This window comes from Actinacidiphila rubida (assembly GCF_900110255.1).
GTDB lineage: Bacteria > Actinomycetota > Actinomycetes > Streptomycetales > Streptomycetaceae > Actinacidiphila > Actinacidiphila rubida.
This window is the reverse complement of record NZ_FODD01000016.1, coordinates 1-17,515: the sequence shown is the minus strand read 5'-3', so window position 1 is coordinate 17,515 and position 17,515 is coordinate 1. Positions and strand designations below refer to the sequence as shown.

Here is a 17,515-nt window from a genome sequence, read left to right as displayed (position 1 = left end):
CGATCGTGACGTCGGTCCGCCCGGGTGAACGCCCGCCACGGAGCCGCGCCCCCGCCCTCGGCGACCGGTCACCAGGCCACGGCCTCGCGCCCGCGCCGCCTCCCCTCCCCCGTCCCTGACGCGCCGTCCGCCCAACCCGCCCGGCCCGAGGGGTTGACGCCGAACCCGCGGGGTGCCAAGAATGACGGCCATCTGACAACGTTGTCTAATGAGCGTCGGCGTGCGAGCGCCGAGGTTGGAGCCACCGTGCAGCACCGCACCGCCCCGATGAGCCGCCGCCGATTCGTCCAACTCGCCGGGATCACCGCGGCCTTGGCGGCCGCGCCGGCGACGCTCGGGGCCGCGACGCCCGCGGCGGCGGCCGGCGGCTCCGCGCCCCTCGGCATCGTGCCGTCGAGCACGCCGCCGGACGCCGTCGCCGCCACGTACCACCAGGTGCTGCTGCGCCACACCCGGTGGACGGAGACGCAGTGGAACGCGGCGGCCGGCCACTACACCGCCACCGACTTCGGCTTCGCCGTCGTCCTCGGGCACGCCCTGCTGCTGACCCGCGGCGGCTTCGACGCCGACGTCGCCGGGATCGACGAGGACACGCTGCGGTCCCGGACCCTGGCCACCCTCTCGCACTTCGCCGCCTCCAACCGGCTGACCGGCGGCACCGAGTGGGGCAAGACGCTGTTCTTCGACACCACGTTCCAGCTCTACTTCGTGCTCGCCGCGCACCTGCTGTGGGATCAGCTGGACGACGCGACGCAGAAGAACGTCGACACGATCGTGCGCGCACAGGCCGCCTACACGACCTCGCTGGGCTCGGGGAACGACCCGCTGTCGGGGTCGTGGACGCCGGACGGCCTGCGCGGCAACCACGTCGGCGACACCAAGCTGGAGGAGATGGGCGTCTACGCGCAGTCGCTGGCGCCCGCGCTGGCCTGGGCGCCGGACGACGCGCGGTACGGGGACTGGGCCACCTGGTACGGCACCTGGAGCCGCAACGAGACCGGTCTGCCGGCCGCGGACCTCGCCAACCCGGCGGTGGTGGACGGCGTCAAGGTGAGCGCCAACACCGCGGAGAACCTGTACGACACGTTCATCGTGGAGAACCACGGTTCGTTCGGCCCGCACTACCAGTGCGAGCTGTGGCGCACGTCGGGCCGCAACACCGCGCATTTCCTGACCGCGGGCCGCCCGCTGCCCGAGGTCCTCTCCGCACAGCCGAACGCCGACCGCCTGTGGGCGTCCACGCTGGCGGTCATGAGCGACGCGGGCGAGCCCCTGATGCCGATGGTCAACGACCGCGAGCACCTCTACGGGCGTGACGTCATCCCGGTGGCGTTCCTCGCGCAGGTGCTGGGCGACCAGGCGGCCGCGCGGGCCGAGATCGCGCTGGCGGAGCGCCTGCCGGCGTACCAGGCCTACGCACCGGCCGACCGGATCACCAAGTTCTCGGGCGAGCCGAAGTACGAGCCGGAGGCGCGCGCCGAGCTGGCCATCAGCTACCTGCTGCACGAGTGGCGGGCCGCGCAGCGCGAGAGCGTCACCGCGCTCACCGCGGACGAGCTGTTCCGCCGCGCGTCGGGGGTCACCGACTTCGGCACCGGGCCGGGCCTGGTCTCCCACCAGTCGCCGCGGGCGTGGGCGGGCACGGTCACCAAGCCGGGCTTCGTGAAGTTCTGCTGGCAGCCGGCGCACGACGACTGGCTGTTCTCGCTGAGCGGCAACACGCCGATGTTCCTGCCCGCGACGACGGGCAAGGTCGCGACGCGGACGGTGGCGACGTACACGGAGGTGCGCGACGGCCTGGACGCCAGCGCGGTGCTGCTGGGCCTCGACACGGGGTACGCCGGCTTCACCACGCTGCCCGGCGGCGAGGTCGTCTACGCGACGACGGGAACGGCCGCGGGTGAGGGCCGGGTCGGGGTGTTCAACCTGACCATGCCGGGGGTTCCCGGGCTGGACGGCAGCCGCACCTACACCACCGCCGAGGGGGCGGTCTCCGTGGCCGCCGCGGACGCCGGCAACAGCGGGCACCCGACGACCGGTCCGCGGGTCGACGACCTGACGTTCCCGCAGGGCACCTACCGCTACCTGCGGATGCTGGGCCGGCGCGGCAACCCCAAGTACGGCTACTCGCTGTACGCGTTCGAGGTGCGCGACGGCGCGTCCGGTCCCGACCTGGCGAGGGGTGGGACGGCGACCGCGTCGTCCGCCGACACCGGCAAGGGCGCCGCGCTCGCGGTGGACGGCGACGCGGCCACCCGCTGGGCGGTGTCGGTCGCCGATCGCGCCCGCACCGACAGCTGGCTGGAGGTGGACCTGGGCGCGCCCGCCGAGGTGGACCGGGTGACGCTGAGCTGGGAGACCGCGGCGGGCCAGGCGTTCACCGTGCAGGGGTCGGCGGACGGGTCGGCGTGGACGGACCTGATCGCCTACCCGCCGGCCGACGTGTCCAGCCGCGGCGGCTGGATCAGTGTGGACGGCCGGGCCGGGCTCGTCGTACGGGGCGGCGCCAACCCCCTCGCGGTGTACGGGGACACCGTGCTGCTGTCGGACGGTCCCGCGGAACCGCTGCTCGTCGAGGGCCTGCCGGACGGCGACCCGGCGGCGGTACGGGCCGCCGCCTCCCGTCCGGCGCCCGAGCCGGGGAACGACGCGGTGCGGGCGTCCACGGCCGGCGGCCACCTGAGCCTGTTCAACCTGTCGGCCGCGTCGGTGGCCACCGACGTGACGGTGCCCCAGGACACCGGGGCCGTCACCCTGTACGCGGGCAGCCAGACGGTGACCGCGCAGGGCACGGTGTTCCGGGCGCGGCTGGCCGCGGCCTCCGCCGTCGTGGCACCGGCCCGGGCGGTGCTGCGGGCCGTGGACGGCCGGGTCCCGCAGGGGCTGACCGCCGAGGTGTCGGACGCGGCGACCGTGGTGCTCACCGGTCCCACCTGCCAGGTGGAGATCGCGGCGCCGGGCGGCCGCGCGGTGCGCGTCCCGCTGCGTGCGGGACGCGCCCGTACGGTGACCCTCCCGGGCACCGCGCCCTACCCGCTGGACGACCTGGCGCTCGGGCGTGTCACGTTCCCGACGTCGCCGCTGCCGCCCGGCATGTCCGCCCCGGCCGCGGCCGTCGACGGCGACCCGCACACCGCGTGGACCCCGGGACCGGCCGGCCGGATGGTCGTGGACCTGGGAGCGGTCGTGCCGCTCGGCACGGTCACCGCCCGCTGGACGGTGGAGCGGGCGCCGGCGGCCCGCGTCGAGGTCAGCGCCGACGGCCTGACGTACACGCAGGCCGGCACGCTGGCCGGCGGCCGTGACGGCACGGCGTCGCTGGCACTGACCGGGCAGGCGCGCTACGTGGCCCTGGCCGTCGCCCCGGGAGCGCCGCGCGAGGCGCGGCTGGCGTCCCTGGCGGTCACCGCCGCGGGCTGAGCGCCTGGACGGGTACGGCGCGCGGCCCGGTTCCGGGTCGCGCGCCGTACCGTGCCGCCGGGGGCCGGGCCGGTCTCCGGTCCACTCCCCGGAGCGGGCCGTGGCTCGCCCGTGCGAATCGGCGCCACGACTCCCCCGGGCAATGCCGGGGCCACTCATGCCGGTGACTTAGTGTGGTGAAAACGTCACACTGAGACAGGCTGGGGTGGTGCCGCGCATGATCGGATCCGGAGGACGGTCGGCCGCGGGCTCCCGGGGCACCGGCGTCGCCGACGGCCGGTGCCCGCGGTGACACCCCTGGCCGGCGCGACGGCCCACAGCCTGGCGGGCACGGTGGCGCACGGCCTGGCCGCGACCGGCGACCCGTCCCAACTGCTGCCCGCGCGCCAGCAGATGGCCTTCACGCTGGGTTTCCACATCATCCTGGTGCCGTTCGGCGTGGCGCTGACGACGTTGATGCTCGTGGCGCACTACCGGGGGCTGCGCAAGGGCGACGCCGACGCGATGCTGCTGGCCCGGCGCTGGTCGAAGGTCGCCGCGGTGCTGTTCGCGGTCGGCGCCATCACCGGCACCGTGCTGTCGTTCGAACTCGGCATCCTCTGGCCCGGTCTGATGGGCCGCTACGGGGCCGCGGTGGGGTTCCCCTTCGCCATCGAGGGGCTGTTCTTCTTCACCGAGGCGATCTTCGTGTCGATCTACATCTACGGGTGGAAGCGGCTGCGGCCCTGGCCGCACTTCTGGACCGGCGTCGTCGTCTCCCTGTCGAGCATCGGCGGGGCCGCCGCGGTGATCGCCTCCAACAGCTGGATGAACCAGCCGGCCGGTTTCACCGTGCACAACGGGCAGGTGACCAGCGTCAGTCCGGGAAAGGTCTTCTTCAACGGCGCCTTCTGGTACGAGCTGTTCCACATGCTGCTGGCCGCTTACATCGTGGCCGGGTTCATGGTCGCCAGCGTCTACGCGGTCGGCATGCTCCGCGGGCGCGTCTCGCGCTACCACCGGACGGGCTTCCTCACCGGTTTCGTCGTCGCCGCGGCGGCCACCCCGCTGCAGATCATCATGGGCGACACCATCGCCCGCTACGTTTTCGACTCGGAGTCCGCGAAGTTCTCGGCGATCGAGCTCCTGCCGAGCACCGGCACCCACGTGCCCGAGACGCTCGGGGGCGTGCTGATCGACGGGAAGGTCCGCTACGGCCTGCGCATCCCCGACGGCGCGTCGCTGCTGGCCGGCTTCAGCGTCAACACCCGGATCAAGGGCCTGGAGGCGATCCCCCCGCAGTACCGGCCCACCGACCGGGAGGTCAGCACCGTGCACCTGGCCTTCGACGTCATGGTGGGGCTGTCCTTCGCGCTGCTGCTGCTCGCGGTGTGGTGCGCCTGGCTGCTGTGGCGGCGGCACCCGATCGCCCGGCAGCGGTGGTTCCTGCGGGCCTCGGTACTCGGCGGTCCGGCGGCCGTCGCGTGCCTGGAGGCGGGGTGGATCACCACCGAGGTCGGCCGCCAGCCGTGGATCGTGGTCAACAACCTGCTGACGCGGGACGCGGTGGCCACGCACGGCAATCTGTGGGCCCTGTTCGCCGCGGTCCTGGCCATCTACGTCGCGGTCGGCGTCACGGCGGTGTCCGTCCTGCTGTCGATGAAACGCCGCTGGCAGGCCGAGGGCGGCGACGAGAACGTGGACGTCCCGTACGGGCCGAGAAGCGGGCTCCCCGGGGCGGCCGAAGGAGCGGGCACCCCGTGACCGACCTGATCGCCGTCTTCCTGTTCATCGGGGTCGTCGCCTACGCGCTGCTGGGCGGCGCCGACTTCGGCGCGGGCTTCTGGGACCTGACCGCCGGCGGAGCGGAACGGGGCCGGGCCCCGCGGCACCTGGTCGACGTCTCGCTGAGCCCGGTGTGGGAGGCCAACCACACCTGGCTCATCTACTGCCTGGTGATGCTGTGGACCGGGTTCCCCCGGGCGTTCGCGGCGATCACCACCACCCTCTACTTCCCGCTGGGCATCGCGGCGCTGGGCATCGTGCTGCGCGGCGCCGGGTTCGCGTTCCGCCACGCGTCGATCCGCACCTCCGAACAGCGCCTGTTCGGGGCCGCGTTCGCGCTGTCGTCGATCCTGGCCCCGTACTGCTTCGGCTCGATCGTGGGCGGAATCGCCTCGGGCCGGGTGCCGACGAGCGGGTACGGAGACCCGGCGACGAGCTGGCTCAATCCGACGTCCGCGCTCGGGGGGGTGCTCGCCGTCCTGGTGTGCGCCTATCTCGCCGCGGTCTACCTGTGCGTCATGGCTGCGCGCGACGGGGACGCCGTGCTGGAGCGCTACTTCCGCGACCGCGCGCTGGGCGCCGCGGTGGTCACCGGCGCGGTCAGCATCGCGGGCATCTTCATCCTCCACAGCGACGCGCACCGCCTCTTCCACGAGCTCAGCCACCGCGCGCTGCCCCTGGTGATCCTCGCGGCCGTCGGCGGCATCGTGAGCATCGTGCTGCTGCTCCGCTACCAGGGCATCCGGATCGGGCTGCGCGAGACGGCCGCGGCGGCGGTGGCCCTGGTCGTGCTGGGCTGGGGTGTCGCCCAGTACCCGTATCTGCTGGGCACCCATCTCACGCTCGACCAGGGGGCGGCGCCGCGCGCGACGCTGTGGGTGCTGGTCGGCGTGGCCATCGCCGCGGGCGTGCTGATCCTGCCGTCGCTGGTGGTGCTGTTCCGGCTGGCCGGGCGCGGCCGCCTGGGCACGCCGTCCGACACCGCCGCCGAATGACGCCGGCCGCGCGCCTCGGCTGACGGCACGTCAGCCGAGGCGCGCGGCCCTCCACACGTACCGCGGGACGCCTCACCGTCCGCACGTACTCCGGCACACCTCAGGCACGAGCCGCGTCACTCACCCATGGTGAGCACCACGCGGAACCGCGCCTCGCCGGACATCATCCGCTCGTACGCCTTCGGCGTCTCCTCCAGCGGGAAGTACTCGTTGGAGCAGCGCACGTCGTTCGAGACGGCGAACACGACGTTGTCCTCGTTCTCGATCGAGCTGCCGGTGAGGTTGCCGCGCACGACGTGGGAGCCGAAGATCAGGTCGCTCGTGGTGATCTGCAGCGGGTCGAAAGCGGCTCCGACGACCACGAGTTGGCCGCGCCTGCCGAGTCCCGCGACCAGCGGTGACATGGAGGCGCCGGACGCGGCCGTGGCCACGATGACGGCGGCGCCACCGAGTTCCTTCAGCGCGGCGCCGGGGTCGGTCGCGGCGCTGTCGACGTAGTCGTGCGCCCCCAGCCCGCGGGCGAGTTCGGCCTTTCCCGTGCCGCGGGCGATCGCCACCACCCGGTGGCCGAGCGCCCGCGCGTACTGCAGGCCGAGATGCCCGAGTCCGCCGATGCCCTGGATGGCGACGAGCGAACCCGGCCTGGCGTCCGCCGACAGCAACGCGTTGTAGACGGTCAGTCCCGCGCACAGCAGGGGCGCGCCGGCCTGCGCCTCCAGGTCGGCCGGCAGCCGCACCAGGGCGGTCTCGCGTGCGTAGGCGACCTCGGCGTACCCGCCGTCGACGTCGGCGCCGGTGGTCGGCTGGCCCGTGCAGTTGACGAAGTCGCCGCGGCGGCACGCCTCGCACGTGTTGTCCTGCCCGCCGAGATAGCCGACGCCCACGTAGTCGCCGACCTTCCACTCCGGGGCGACGCCGGGGCCGACCGCCTCGATGACGCCGGCGATCTCGTGCCCGGGGACGACGGGCTTCGACGGATCGGCCCGCATCACCCCTTCGACCGCCAGCGCGTCGCTGTGGCAGACCCCGCAGGCGCGCACCCTCAGGCGCACGTGCCCGCGCTCGGGGTCCTCGCGCTCGCGCTCGACATGGGTGAACTGGCGCTGCCCGGTGACCGTCCAGGCCTGGTACGTCGTCCCGCTCATATCGGCGGCTCCGTTCCTGCCTGCTCACTGACCATGTAACGGGCGTACCAGTCAGGCCAGTTGGCGTCCTCGGTGCCGGTGCGCTTCTCGTGCTCGCCGTGCGCCGCGGCGGCGCGCCGCATGGCGTCGGACAGGTCCTCCACGGAGGCGAAGGCGGTGGTCGAGGGGTCCATCCGCCCCGGGAGGCGGTCGGTGATCTCCTGCAGGATCCAGCCGTTGCCGTCGGGGTCGCTGAACGACAGGAACGAGCCGTAGCTGCCGTGGTCGGCGGCCGGCCCGGCCACGCGGTCGTCCTTCCCCGCGTGGTGGAAGACGCCGCCGGCGTCGTGGAAGACGTCGCTGGGACGGGCGCCGTTGCGGTCCAGCTCGTCGTGGGCCTTGTCGATGTCGTCGACGACCAGGTGCAGGCCGCGGGCCGAGCCCGGCGGCTGCTCCGTGACGGCGCTGCCGAAGATGACGGACGCGGGCGAGCCCGGCGGCGTCATCTGCACCACGCGGAAGCCGTCGGCGGGCGCGACGTCCGCGTCCAGCCGCCAGCCGAGTCCCGAGTAGAAGTCCTTGGCCCGGTCGACGTCGGACACCGGCACGACGGCGAGTTCCAGTTTCATGTCCATGGGTGCGTCCTCCCTGCGATGGGACCGCTTTCCAGCGTAGGCACGGGTCCCGGCGGGCTGCATGTGGACGGCCGCGGCGCCCCCGGGGCGCGCGGGGCGCCCATGACGGGAAGGTGCGGGCCCCGCGGGGACGTCGGACAATGGTGGGGCGCGGCAGGAAGCAGCGAGGAGGTCCCCGGTGGCCCACGGCAGTTCCTTCAGCTTCGACGCGGCCGGCCTCGTGACGGCTGTCCGCGGCGCGGTGGGGGCCCTGGACGGCGGGGTCGTCGGGGAGAACGCCCTGGAGGCACTCCGGCGCATTGTGGAGGCGAGCGAGACCGGCGGTTCGCCCGTGGTGCAGTTCGACGCCTGGCGCAGCGACGGGGACACGGTGATCTCGGCGCTGGACTCCGCGGCCAGCCCGCGGGCGGCCCGCGTGCAGAGCGCGTACGTCCCGTCGACGTTCGAGAACGCGGTGGCGGGCCTGGAGTTGTACGACACGGAACTGCGGGTGCTGCGCAGCAACCCGGCCGCGCTCGCGATCCGCGACGCGCGGGCCGAGGACGTCCTCGACCGGACGGCCACCGACCTGGACGCGCTCCTGCCGCTCAGCCCGCTGCTCGTCGCGGCCATGGCGCCGGAACGGGCGGCGGGCCCTGATCCCGTGGTCGCGCGGGACGTCCACAAGGGGCGGCGGGTCTACTCGGTGCTGGCGCTGCCGGTCCGCGAGGGCCCCTCGGTCATCGGTGCCGCGGCGATCATCCACGACGTGACGGAGAGCGTGCGGGCGCGCGCGGCGGAGCGGCTGCTCGGCGCCGCCCACGAGAGGGTGGGGTCCTCGCTGAGCATGATGCAGACCGCGCAGGAGCTGGCGGCCGTCGCCACGCGGGAGTTCGCGGACGTGGTGTCCGTGGACCTGGTGGAGGCGGTGTTCCACGGTGAGGAGGCACCGCTGCCCCCGATGAGCAGCACGACCGCGCTGCGCCGGGCGGCGTTCGCCTCCGAGATCGAGTTCACCAGCCTGTACGCGGTCGGCGAACCCAGCCAGTTCGTGTTCCCCACCCCGTACACACAGGCACTGGCCGACATGAAGCCGCGACTGGTCGATCCGCGGGGCAGCCCCGCGGACTGGCACATGCACGACGCGGAGCGCGCCGGCATCCTGCGCGCGTCGGGCGTGCACTCGATGATCCTGGCGCCGCTCGTGCAGCAGGGACGGGTCCTCGGCCTGGTGGCCCTGTACCGGTCGGGGCGGCGAACGGGCACGGCGTTCGACGGCCGCGACGTGGGTCTGGCCGAGCAGATCGCCGCGCGGGCCGCGGTGCACATCGAGAACGCCCGCCGGTACGTGCGCGAGCTGACCACCGCGACGACGCTGCAGCGCAGCCTGCTGCCGCGCGACCTCCCGGAGGTGCCGGGGGTCGGCACGGCGCACTTCTGGTCGCCGGGCGGCCGGCGCACGCACTGGCTCGACGTCATCACGCTGTCCGGTGCCCGGGCGGGCCTGGCGATGGGCCACATCCCGCGGCAGGGTCTGCGGGCCTCGGTGGACATGGGACGCTTCCGCACCGCTTTCGCGACGCTCGCCAGGATGGACCTCGCGCCCGACGAACTCCTGGCGCACATGGACGACTTCACGCACGGGATGGGCTGGGACGACCCGCACGCGGTGGACGACGGCCCGGACGGCGACGGCACCCGCTGCCTGTACGCCGTGTACGACGCGATCTCCGGGGAGTGCCAGGCGGCCTCCGCCGACTGGCCGGCGCCCCTGGTGACCGCGCGCGACGGCACGACCGCACCCCTCGACCTGCCGGCCGGTCCGGCTCTCGGTCACCACTCCAGCTACGACACGGCCCGCACGCGGCTGGATCCGGGCACGCTCCTGACGTTCTACTCGCCGTCCCTGCTGCGGCCGGCGCACGGCGACGACGCGTTCGGGCTGCTGCAGCGCGCGGCCGAGGTGTCGTCCGGTGACGCGCAGGCCGCCTGCGACAACGTCGTGTACGCGCTGATGGGCGATCACGGGCGGCGCCACGGGGGCGGCGCGGTCCTGACGGCGGTGGTGCGGCGGCTGGCCGCGGGCAGCCACGTGTCGTGGACGGCGCCGCGCGAGCCGACAGCCGTCGCGGACTGCCGGACGCGGGCCCGCGAGCAGTTGGAGGCATGGCACCTGGACGACCAGGTGTTCGCCACCGAAGTGGTGGTCAGCGAACTGGTGACCAACGTGCTGAGCCACGCCCGGGGGAAACCGCGGGTGCGGCTCATCCGCGACGACCGGCTCACCGTCGAGGTCTCCGACGACTCCAGCACCTCCCCGCACCTGCGGCACGCCCGCTCGCAGGACGAGAACGGCCGGGGCCTGCTCATCGCCGCGGCGCTGGCCAGCCGCTGGGGCACGCGGTACGGCGAGGACGGCAAGACGATCTGGGTGGAGCAGGACCTGCCCGCGTGACGTCCCGGCGCCGGCGACGGGACCCGACGGCCACCGGCGCGCGCATGACCGCAGGAGCCCGCTGGGGTCACGGGACCCGCAGCGGCCGGCGCAGCAGGTACGACGAGACCGCGGCCACCAGCGCGATGACGCACGCCACGAAGACCACGCCCGCGCTGCGCAGGCCCACCCCCACGGACAGCGCGCCGATGCCGACGACCGGAATGGACAGGCCGACGTAGCCCGCGACGAACAGCGCCGACAGCGTCGCCCCGCGCTGCTCCGCGGGCGCGACCCGGCTGACGGTGGCCACGCTGCTGCGGAACGACAGCCCCTGGCCGACGCCGCTGACGACGGCGCCCGCGACCAGCAGCCCGAGTTCCTCCGACAGCAGGGAGGCGCCGATGAGCGCGAGTCCCCCGACGAGGACGAGGCAGCCGAGGACCAGTGAGCGCGCCACGCCGAACCGGCCCATCAGGACCTGCCCGCCGAGCGACGCGAGGAACGCGGACATCACGACCGCGGCGGCGGCCGCGATGTTGTCCACGCCCAGGTATCTGGCCAGGAAGGCGGGCGCCACCGCCGTGAACAGGCCGAGCACGGAGAACCCCGCGAACACCGCGATGGCGGCGGGCGTGAACACTCCCCGCACCCCGGCGGGCACGACCATGCCCTGCGGCCGCAGCCGGGGTCTCGGCCCGTCGTGGGCGACGGTCTCCGGCGCCCGCCAGATCACCGCGAACGACGCGGCGAGCAGCGCCAGATGGACCAGGTACGGCAGCCGCAGCGGGTAGGCGGCATAGGCGCCGAGCAGCCCCGCGATGACCGGCCCGCAGCCCAGGCCGCCCATGTTGGCGGCGGTCGCGGTCAGCGCGGCGCGCGCCTGGCGCCCGGGTGGCGCCAGTTCGGTGATCGCCGCGGTGGCGGCGCCGCTGAACAGCCCGGCGGAGAACCCGGAGAACACGCGGCCGACGAACAGCAGCGGCAGATCGTGCGCGGCGACGAAGCACACCGCGCTGACCGCGGCGAAGCCCAGGCCGGCCATGAGGACGGGCCGCCGGCCGAGCACGTCGGAGAACGAGCCGGCGACGAGCAGCGCGGCGATCACCCCGCAGGCGTAGACGGCGTACACCACCGTCACGACGAACTCGGAGAAGCCGATGTCGTGGCGGTACAGGTCGTACAGCGGGGTCGGGAGCGTCGTCCCGGCCATCACCACGGCGAACACCAGCGCCACCAGGGCGTACCAGGGGTGCGCGGCACGCCGCGCCGGGTCGTCCCGGCGGTGGGCCGGGGAGACGGCGGGGGACGTCACGTGTCGTCGGGGGCCGCGGCCGGCGAGGACGGCTGCTCGTCGCGGTTCCCGTCCCGGCTCTCGTCACGCGCCTCCTCGCCCGACGCGCCGCCCGTCGCTTCGCCGGCCGTTTCGGTGCCGCCCTCCCGGGTCCGGCCCGCCCCTCCCGCCTCGCCGCTCTCGTCGTGGGTGCGGAACCGGAGGGCGTCGTCGGCGACGTCGACCGTCACCGTGCTCCCCTCGCGGATGCGGCCGTCCAGCAGCTGCCGGGACAGCTGGTTGTCGACCTCGCGCTGGATGGTGCGGCGCAGCGGGCGCGCCCCGTACTCAGGCTGGTAGCCGCGCTGGGCGAGCCAGTCCACGGCCTCGGCGGTGAACTCCGCCGTGACGCCCTGCGCGTGCATCAGCCGCCGGGTGCTCTCCAGCAGCAGGTCGGTGATCTCCCGCAGTTGCTCGGCGGTGAGCTGGCGGAAGACGACGATCTCGTCGATGCGGTTGAGGAACTCGGGCCTGAAGTGCTCGCGCAGCGGCCGCAGGATCTGCTCGCGGCGCGCCTCCTCGTCCGCGTCGGCACCCCCGCCGCCGAAGCCGATGCCGGCGCCGCGGCGGGTGATGGCCTCGGAACCGAGGTTGCTGGTCATCACGATGACGGTGTTGGTGAAGTCCACCGTGCGTCCCTGGGAGTCGGTCAGCCGCCCGTCGTCGAGGACCTGCAGCAGGATGTTGAAGACGTCGGGGTGGGCCTTCTCCACCTCGTCGAGCAGCAGCAGCGAGTACGGGTGGCGGCGCACCACCTCGGTGAGCTGCCCGGCCTCCTCGTGGCCGACGTATCCGGGCGGTGCGCCCACCAGCCGGCTGACGGTGTGCCGCTCCTGGTACTCGCTCATGTCCAGCCGGACCATGCGGTCCTCGCTGCCGAACAGCGCCTCGGCGAGGGCGCGCGCCAGTTCGGTCTTGCCGACGCCGGTCGGGCCGAGGAACAGGAAGCTGCCGATCGGCCGGGCGGGGCTGGCCAGTCCGGCCCGGGAGCGCAGCACGGCGTCGGAGACGACGGTGACGGCCTCCTCCTGGCCGATGACCCGCTCGTGCAGGCGCTGTTCCAGGCCCAGCAGCCGCTCCTTCTCCTCCTGCGTCAGGCTGCTGACGGGGATGCCGGTCTGCCGCGACACCACCTCGGCGATGGCCTCGGCGGTGACCTCCAGGTGCTGGCCCTCGTCGGCCTGGTCGTCCCCGCCGACCTCGGCCATCCGCTGCTTCACGTCGGCGATGCGGTCGCGCAGCCGCGTGGCCTCCTCGTACTGCTCGTCGGCGACGGCCTGGTCCTTGTCGCGTGTGAGCCGTTCGGCCTCGCGTTCCAGCGCCCGCACGTCGGTGCCCCGTGTCCGCGAGCGCAGCTTGACCCGGGCGCCGGCCTGGTCGATGAGGTCGATCGCCTTGTCCGGCAGCCGCCGGTCGGTGAGATAGCGGTCGGACAGCTCGACGGCCGCGGTCAGCGCCTCGTCGGTGTAGCGGACCTGGTGGTGCGCCTCGTAGCGGTCGCGCAGGCCGCGCAGGATCTCCAGCGTGTCGGCGACGGTCGGCTCCGGCACGAGGATCGGCTGGAACCGGCGGGCCAGTGCCGCGTCCTTCTCGATGCGCCGGTACTCCTCCAGCGTCGTCGCCCCGACGATGTGCAGTTCCCCGCGGGCCAGCGGCGGCTTGAGGATGTTGCCGGCGTCCATGGATCCGCCCTCGCCGCCCCCGCCTGCGCCGACCACGGTGTGCAACTCGTCGATGAAGATGATCAGTTCGTCGGAGTGCGCGCGGATCTCGCCGACGATGGTGTTGAGCCGCTCCTCGAAGTCCCCGCGGTAGCGGGTGCCGGCGACGACGGAGGACAGGTCCAGGGCGACGACGCGGCGGCCGATCAGCACGTCGGGCACGTCGCCGTCCGCGATGTGCTGCGCCAGGCCCTCGACGACGGCCGTCTTGCCGACGCCCGCGTCGCCGATGAGCACGGGGTTGTTCTTGCCGCGCCGCGACAGCACCTCGATGGTCTGCTCGATCTCCTGGTCGCGCCCGATCACCGGGTCGATGCGGCCCTTGGCCGCGAGGTCGGTCAGGTCGCGCCCGTAGCCGTCGAGCGTGGGCGTGGTGCTGGGCCGCTCCCGTTCCGCGCCCGGAGGCGCGGCGGCGTCGCCGCTCTCGGCGGGGAGGCGCGAGGCCTCGAAGCGGGCCGCGTTCAGGATGTGCCCGGCAGCGGAGTCGGGGTTGGCCGCCAAGGCGGTGAGCACGTGCTCGGGCCCGATGTACCCGGCGCCGCCGGCCCGTGCCACCTCGTGCGCGTCCAGCAGCGCCCGCTTCACCGCGGGCGTCAGCGACAGCGCGGCCGGCGGCCCCTGGCCGTCGCCCGGCACGGGCCGCAGGGGACCCGAGCGCGCGTCGATCTGGGAGGCGAGGGAGTCCGGGTCCGCGCCTGCCCGGCTCAGCAGGCTGCGGGTCGGCTCCAGGGCGAGCGCCGCGCGCAGCAGGTGCTCGGTGTCCAGGTCCCGGCTTCCGTGGTCGCTGGCGTACTGGGCCGCGCCCTGCACGAGGTCCCGGGCGGGCTGGCTGAGCAGCCGCCCGATGTCGACCTGGCGGGGGCCGGGGCGCTGGCCGCCGAAGAAGCGGGCGAAGAAGTCGCCGAAGGGGTCGTCCTCCGGGCCGGTGAAGCCGTTGGTCATCGTCCTGTCCGTCCCTTCGTCTGCGCCGCTCCCCTGGCCGCTTCCCGGGTCGGCGGCCGGCTCCCGCCTGTTCACCGGCACGAGCCGCGTACCTCGCTGCGGGTGCCCGTCACCGCCGGGATTATGCGGATTCGCCCCGAGGTGCCGCGACCGTCCGGCATGACCCTGCTCGCGGCCTCCCCGCGACACCCGGCGGTCCGGATCCGCGCCGGCGGGAAACGCGCCGCGTCACCCCGAGTGACGGAGCGTGCGGCGGAGGCGGCGGCGTGCGCGGGCACTCCGTGCGGCCGGATCGGCTCCGGCCCGGGTCCCTTCCAGGATGGCGTGGATCAGGAATCGCACCACCTCGGCGGGATCCTGACCGCGCTCTCCGGAGGCGTACGCGCGGGGCGTCCGCCGGCGGAGGGCGCGGTCGGCCCGGAACCCCGTCACTCCTGCGTGGGCACCCAGGATCCGTGCAGGCCGAGCGGGACGCGGACCGGGAGGTGCGCCCGCGCCAGCGGCTCGGCGGTGAAGTCCTGGGCGGACAGGATCACCAGGTCCGCTGCGCCCCGGCCGGGGTCGTGCGCCGGCCCGGGTGGCGGCCGCGTCGAACACGACCGGGGTGTCGAAGACGACGACGTACCGCTCGGTGAGCGCGAAGTCGTGCATCATCGGGCTGTCCGCCACCGGGATGCGCGTGGTCCGGGCGACCTTCCCGGCGCGGTCGACCACAGGGGTAGGGCTCGCCGAGCCGGGCGGCGACGCCCGCCGACCTGATCCAGCGGTTGCGGTACCACTCGGCGCGGCCGTCGCGCAGCCGCACGCCGTGCACCATGCCCTCGCCGAGCATCCAGTGGTGCGCCCGCGGGTCCTCCAGGCCGAGGACGTGGGGGCCCGTCCGCAGGTAACGGCCGTCCAGCTCGCGCGGGATGCGGCCGGTGACCGGCAGGTCGTACGCCGTCACCTCCTCGCCGACCGGCGCGAACACGCCCTCCAGGAACGGGTACCGGTCCCTGGCGCGGGAGCCGGGCCGCCCTTCTCCGCCCGCCGCGGCGGCCGTGCCGGCGCCCGGCCCCAGGACCCCGTGCACGGCGGCCAGCCCGCCGGCCGCGACCCCCGCACTCCCCCGCAGCATGTTCCGCCGTGTGAACCCGCCCATCGCTTCGCACCCCGTTCCAGTCGCCGTCGCACCGCGCTCCGCGGTGCCGTCGCGACCTTCCCGCGCGGGGGCCGCCGGGGTCACTGCGGCCAGGACCCCGCCCTGGGGGCGGGAAGGTTCCGGCCGGTGCGGCGGAAAAGTGGAGTACGCGGCCGTCCCTGTGCTCCCGTCCGCCCGGCCGGATGCCGGGCGGACGGGAGCACAGGGCGGACGGGTCGCACGGACGCGCGGCCGGACCGGCGGACGGTCAGCCCGCGCAGGTCAGCTTGGGCTGCGCCCAGTCCCCGTGGTCGTAGGCGTTGCCGTCCCCGGCGTCGCCCACCACGAGGTCGAGCGTCTGCACGCCGCTGAGGTCGGCGCTGATCTGCTGGGCCGGATCGTGGCCCCGGACGGTGCCGGTGGCGGCGAGGCTCTTGCCGTCGCCGAGCACGCTGAACGTCATCGACCCGTTGCCGCCGGCGTCGTCGTCGTTGCCGACCGTGGCGGTGAACCGGGAGCAGTTGCCGCCCAGGTAGATCGTGACGTCACTGACGGCGTTGGTGCCCAGGCCCTTCGGGTAGACGGTGCCGCCGATCGTCAGCGGCGTCCCGTCGCCGGCGTTGGTGCCGCCCACGGACTGGTCGCGCTCGACCGGGCCCCAGCCGTTGGTGGACGTGACGAAGTCCAGGTCGCTGACGTCGTTCACGCCGGACGGCGGCGGCGGGTTGGTCACCTGGACCTGCGTGTCCTGCCGCAGCACCTGGGCCACGCCCTGCTGGGCGAACGTGGCGGTGGCGGTGAGCGTCGGCTTCGAGGCCGCGCCGGTCGGCGCGGTCAGCTGCCACACCGCCGTGGCGCTGTGCCCGGGCTGCACCGAGCCGAACACCTGCGGCATCGCGTCGTAGACGAACCCGCTCGGCGCACTGAGCGTCATGTTCACGCCCTCCGCGGGCGCGGCCTGCTTCGGGACCGACACGGTGGTGGTGACGGTGAGCGGCTTGCCGCGCTGGACGGAGGACGGTGACGGCGTCACCGTCAGGGCGGCGGCGGGTTGGGCGTGCCGGACCGGGGTGAAGGACAGGTTGTCGAACTGGTCGGTGTCGTACGACGTCAGGCCCAGTCCGCCCTGGCCCGAGCCGTAACTGGCGTCGTTGACGGTGCCGAGCCTCTTCCCGTCCACCGAGGCGGTGATCGACGGCCCGTCGAAGGACAGCGCGAGGGTGTGCCAGGTGCCGGTGCCCAGGGGGGCGGTGGCGGATCTGATCAGCGGGGTGCGCTTGCCGTCGGCGTCGCTCTTGAGGATGCTCCACACGCCGGTGTCGCTGATCTGGAAGAAATAGCCCTGCTGGTGGGACTGCGGGCGGTTCTGGGTGCCGGCGCGGCCGATCAGCTCCAGCGTTCCCGGCTTGGCCAGTTCGGCGTCGGTCTGCAGAGTGTAGTCGCTCCAGGTCGTGTCGCCGACGAGGGTGAACAGGTCGGAGTCGTCCTGCCATTCGATCGGCTTGACCGGCGCCATCTGCTGCAGGCACGTCCCACGGCGGCCCGCGGCGCAGGGCTGCGCCTCGAACGCGCCCTGCATGTCGGACAGGTAGCGGGCCTCGGTACCGGCGGCGTCGCCCTCGAACGTGTCGCGGTACGGGAGCGCGAGGGCGTGTGCGGCGGGCGGCGTGGCGGTGCCCTTGCCCTGCCCGGTGGTCGTGGTGACGGTGTAGACCTGGCCGGGCTGCAGCGTCAGGGAGTAACTACCGTCGGAGGCCGGGGTGATGTCCTGGCCGCGCACGAACGACGTCGCCGCGCTGGGGCTGTCGACGTCGGTCGACCAGACGTGGACCGTGCCGGTGGACAGGCCGCCCTTCACCTGGAGGTGAACGGTCTGCGCGGCGGTGGCGGTGGTGGTCTCCAGCACGGTGGAGTAGTCGGAGGCGTTCGGCGACTTCAGCGTCACGTAGCTGCCGTTGGACTCGGTGCCGCCGAGGTAGCCGGAGGCGGAGTCGACGAACGTCCAGCCGGGCTGGGCGAACTGGGTGACCTGGGCGGTGGCCCAGGTG

10 protein-coding genes and 1 pseudogene are annotated in these 17,515 nt (G+C 74.1%); 4 read left to right on the top strand and 7 right to left on the bottom strand.

Annotated elements, in window-relative coordinates; all coding sequences use genetic code 11:
* The first annotated feature begins 267 nt into the window (after window positions 1–267).
* From BMW99_RS17150 to BMW99_RS17140, 3 genes are all read left to right on the top strand, one after another.
* On the top strand, window positions 268–3,420 hold the full coding sequence (locus tag BMW99_RS17150) for a discoidin domain-containing protein (protein ID WP_075017124.1): 3,153 nt from the start codon (window positions 268–270) through the stop codon (window positions 3,418–3,420).
* Window positions 3,421–3,708: 288 nt separating this feature from the next.
* Window positions 3,709–5,163, top strand: a complete 1,455-nt coding sequence (locus tag BMW99_RS17145; RefSeq protein WP_245791499.1) for a cytochrome ubiquinol oxidase subunit I — start codon at window positions 3,709–3,711, stop codon at window positions 5,161–5,163.
* A complete protein-coding gene (locus BMW99_RS17140; protein ID WP_075017075.1) occupies window positions 5,160–6,179 on the top strand; it encodes a cytochrome d ubiquinol oxidase subunit II in 1,020 nt (339 codons plus the stop codon). The genes BMW99_RS17145 and BMW99_RS17140 overlap by 4 nt, the downstream gene beginning before the upstream one ends.
* Window positions 6,180–6,295: 116 nt before the next feature.
* On the opposite strand, the gene BMW99_RS17135 is transcribed toward BMW99_RS17140, so the two are convergent.
* Both BMW99_RS17135 and BMW99_RS17130 read right to left on the bottom strand, forming a co-directional pair.
* Window positions 6,296–7,324, bottom strand: a complete 1,029-nt coding sequence (locus BMW99_RS17135; RefSeq protein ID WP_069466668.1) for an alcohol dehydrogenase catalytic domain-containing protein — start codon at window positions 7,322–7,324, stop codon at window positions 6,296–6,298.
* A complete protein-coding gene (locus BMW99_RS17130) occupies window positions 7,321–7,938 on the bottom strand; it encodes a VOC family protein (RefSeq protein ID WP_069466667.1) in 618 nt (205 codons plus the stop codon). The genes BMW99_RS17135 and BMW99_RS17130 overlap by 4 nt, the downstream gene beginning before the upstream one ends.
* Window positions 7,939–8,116: 178 nt before the next feature.
* Here BMW99_RS17130 and BMW99_RS17125 point away from each other — a divergent pair, with 178 nt between their 5' ends.
* A complete protein-coding gene (locus BMW99_RS17125; RefSeq protein ID WP_075017074.1) occupies window positions 8,117–10,372 on the top strand; it encodes an ATP-binding SpoIIE family protein phosphatase in 2,256 nt (751 codons plus the stop codon).
* A gap of 67 nt (window positions 10,373–10,439) precedes the next feature.
* On the opposite strand, the gene BMW99_RS17120 is transcribed toward BMW99_RS17125, so the two are convergent.
* The 5 genes and pseudogenes from BMW99_RS17120 to BMW99_RS39270 all read right to left on the bottom strand — a co-directional run.
* Window positions 10,440–11,666 (bottom strand): MFS transporter, encoded by a 1,227-nt coding sequence (locus BMW99_RS17120; RefSeq protein ID WP_407640300.1) that lies wholly within the window; start codon window positions 11,664–11,666, stop codon window positions 10,440–10,442.
* Entirely contained in the window at window positions 11,663–14,347 is a 2,685-nt protein-coding gene (locus BMW99_RS17115; RefSeq protein ID WP_079176087.1) for an ATP-dependent Clp protease ATP-binding subunit, read from the bottom strand. Before BMW99_RS17115 ends, BMW99_RS17120 begins: the two co-directional genes overlap by 4 nt.
* A gap of 428 nt (window positions 14,348–14,775) precedes the next feature.
* Entirely contained in the window at window positions 14,776–14,883 is a 108-nt protein-coding gene (locus tag BMW99_RS40100; RefSeq protein ID WP_245791516.1) for a carotenoid oxygenase family protein, read from the bottom strand.
* 260 nt (window positions 14,884–15,143) lie between these two features.
* Window positions 15,144–15,464 (bottom strand): annotated as a pseudogene (locus BMW99_RS43095) (carotenoid oxygenase family protein); the annotation flags it as partial.
* Between the two features lie 271 nt (window positions 15,465–15,735).
* Window positions 15,736–17,515 (bottom strand): NPCBM/NEW2 domain-containing protein (locus tag BMW99_RS39270; protein WP_177226084.1); only part of this gene is annotated, 1,780 nt, incomplete at its 5' end.

Bases quoted from the DNA above. Each gene is read 5' to 3' on its own strand.
- BMW99_RS17115 (WP_079176087.1), bottom strand. From the start codon at position 14,347: ATGACCAACGGCTTCACCGGCCCGGAGGACGACCCCTTCGGCGACTTC.
- BMW99_RS17150 (WP_075017124.1), top strand. From the start codon at position 268: ATGAGCCGCCGCCGATTCGTCCAACTCGCCGGGATCACCGCGGCCTTG.
- BMW99_RS17130 (WP_069466667.1), bottom strand. From the start codon at position 7,938: ATGGACATGAAACTGGAACTCGCCGTCGTGCCGGTGTCCGACGTCGAC.
- BMW99_RS17135 (WP_069466668.1), bottom strand. From the start codon at position 7,324: ATGAGCGGGACGACGTACCAGGCCTGGACGGTCACCGGGCAGCGCCAG.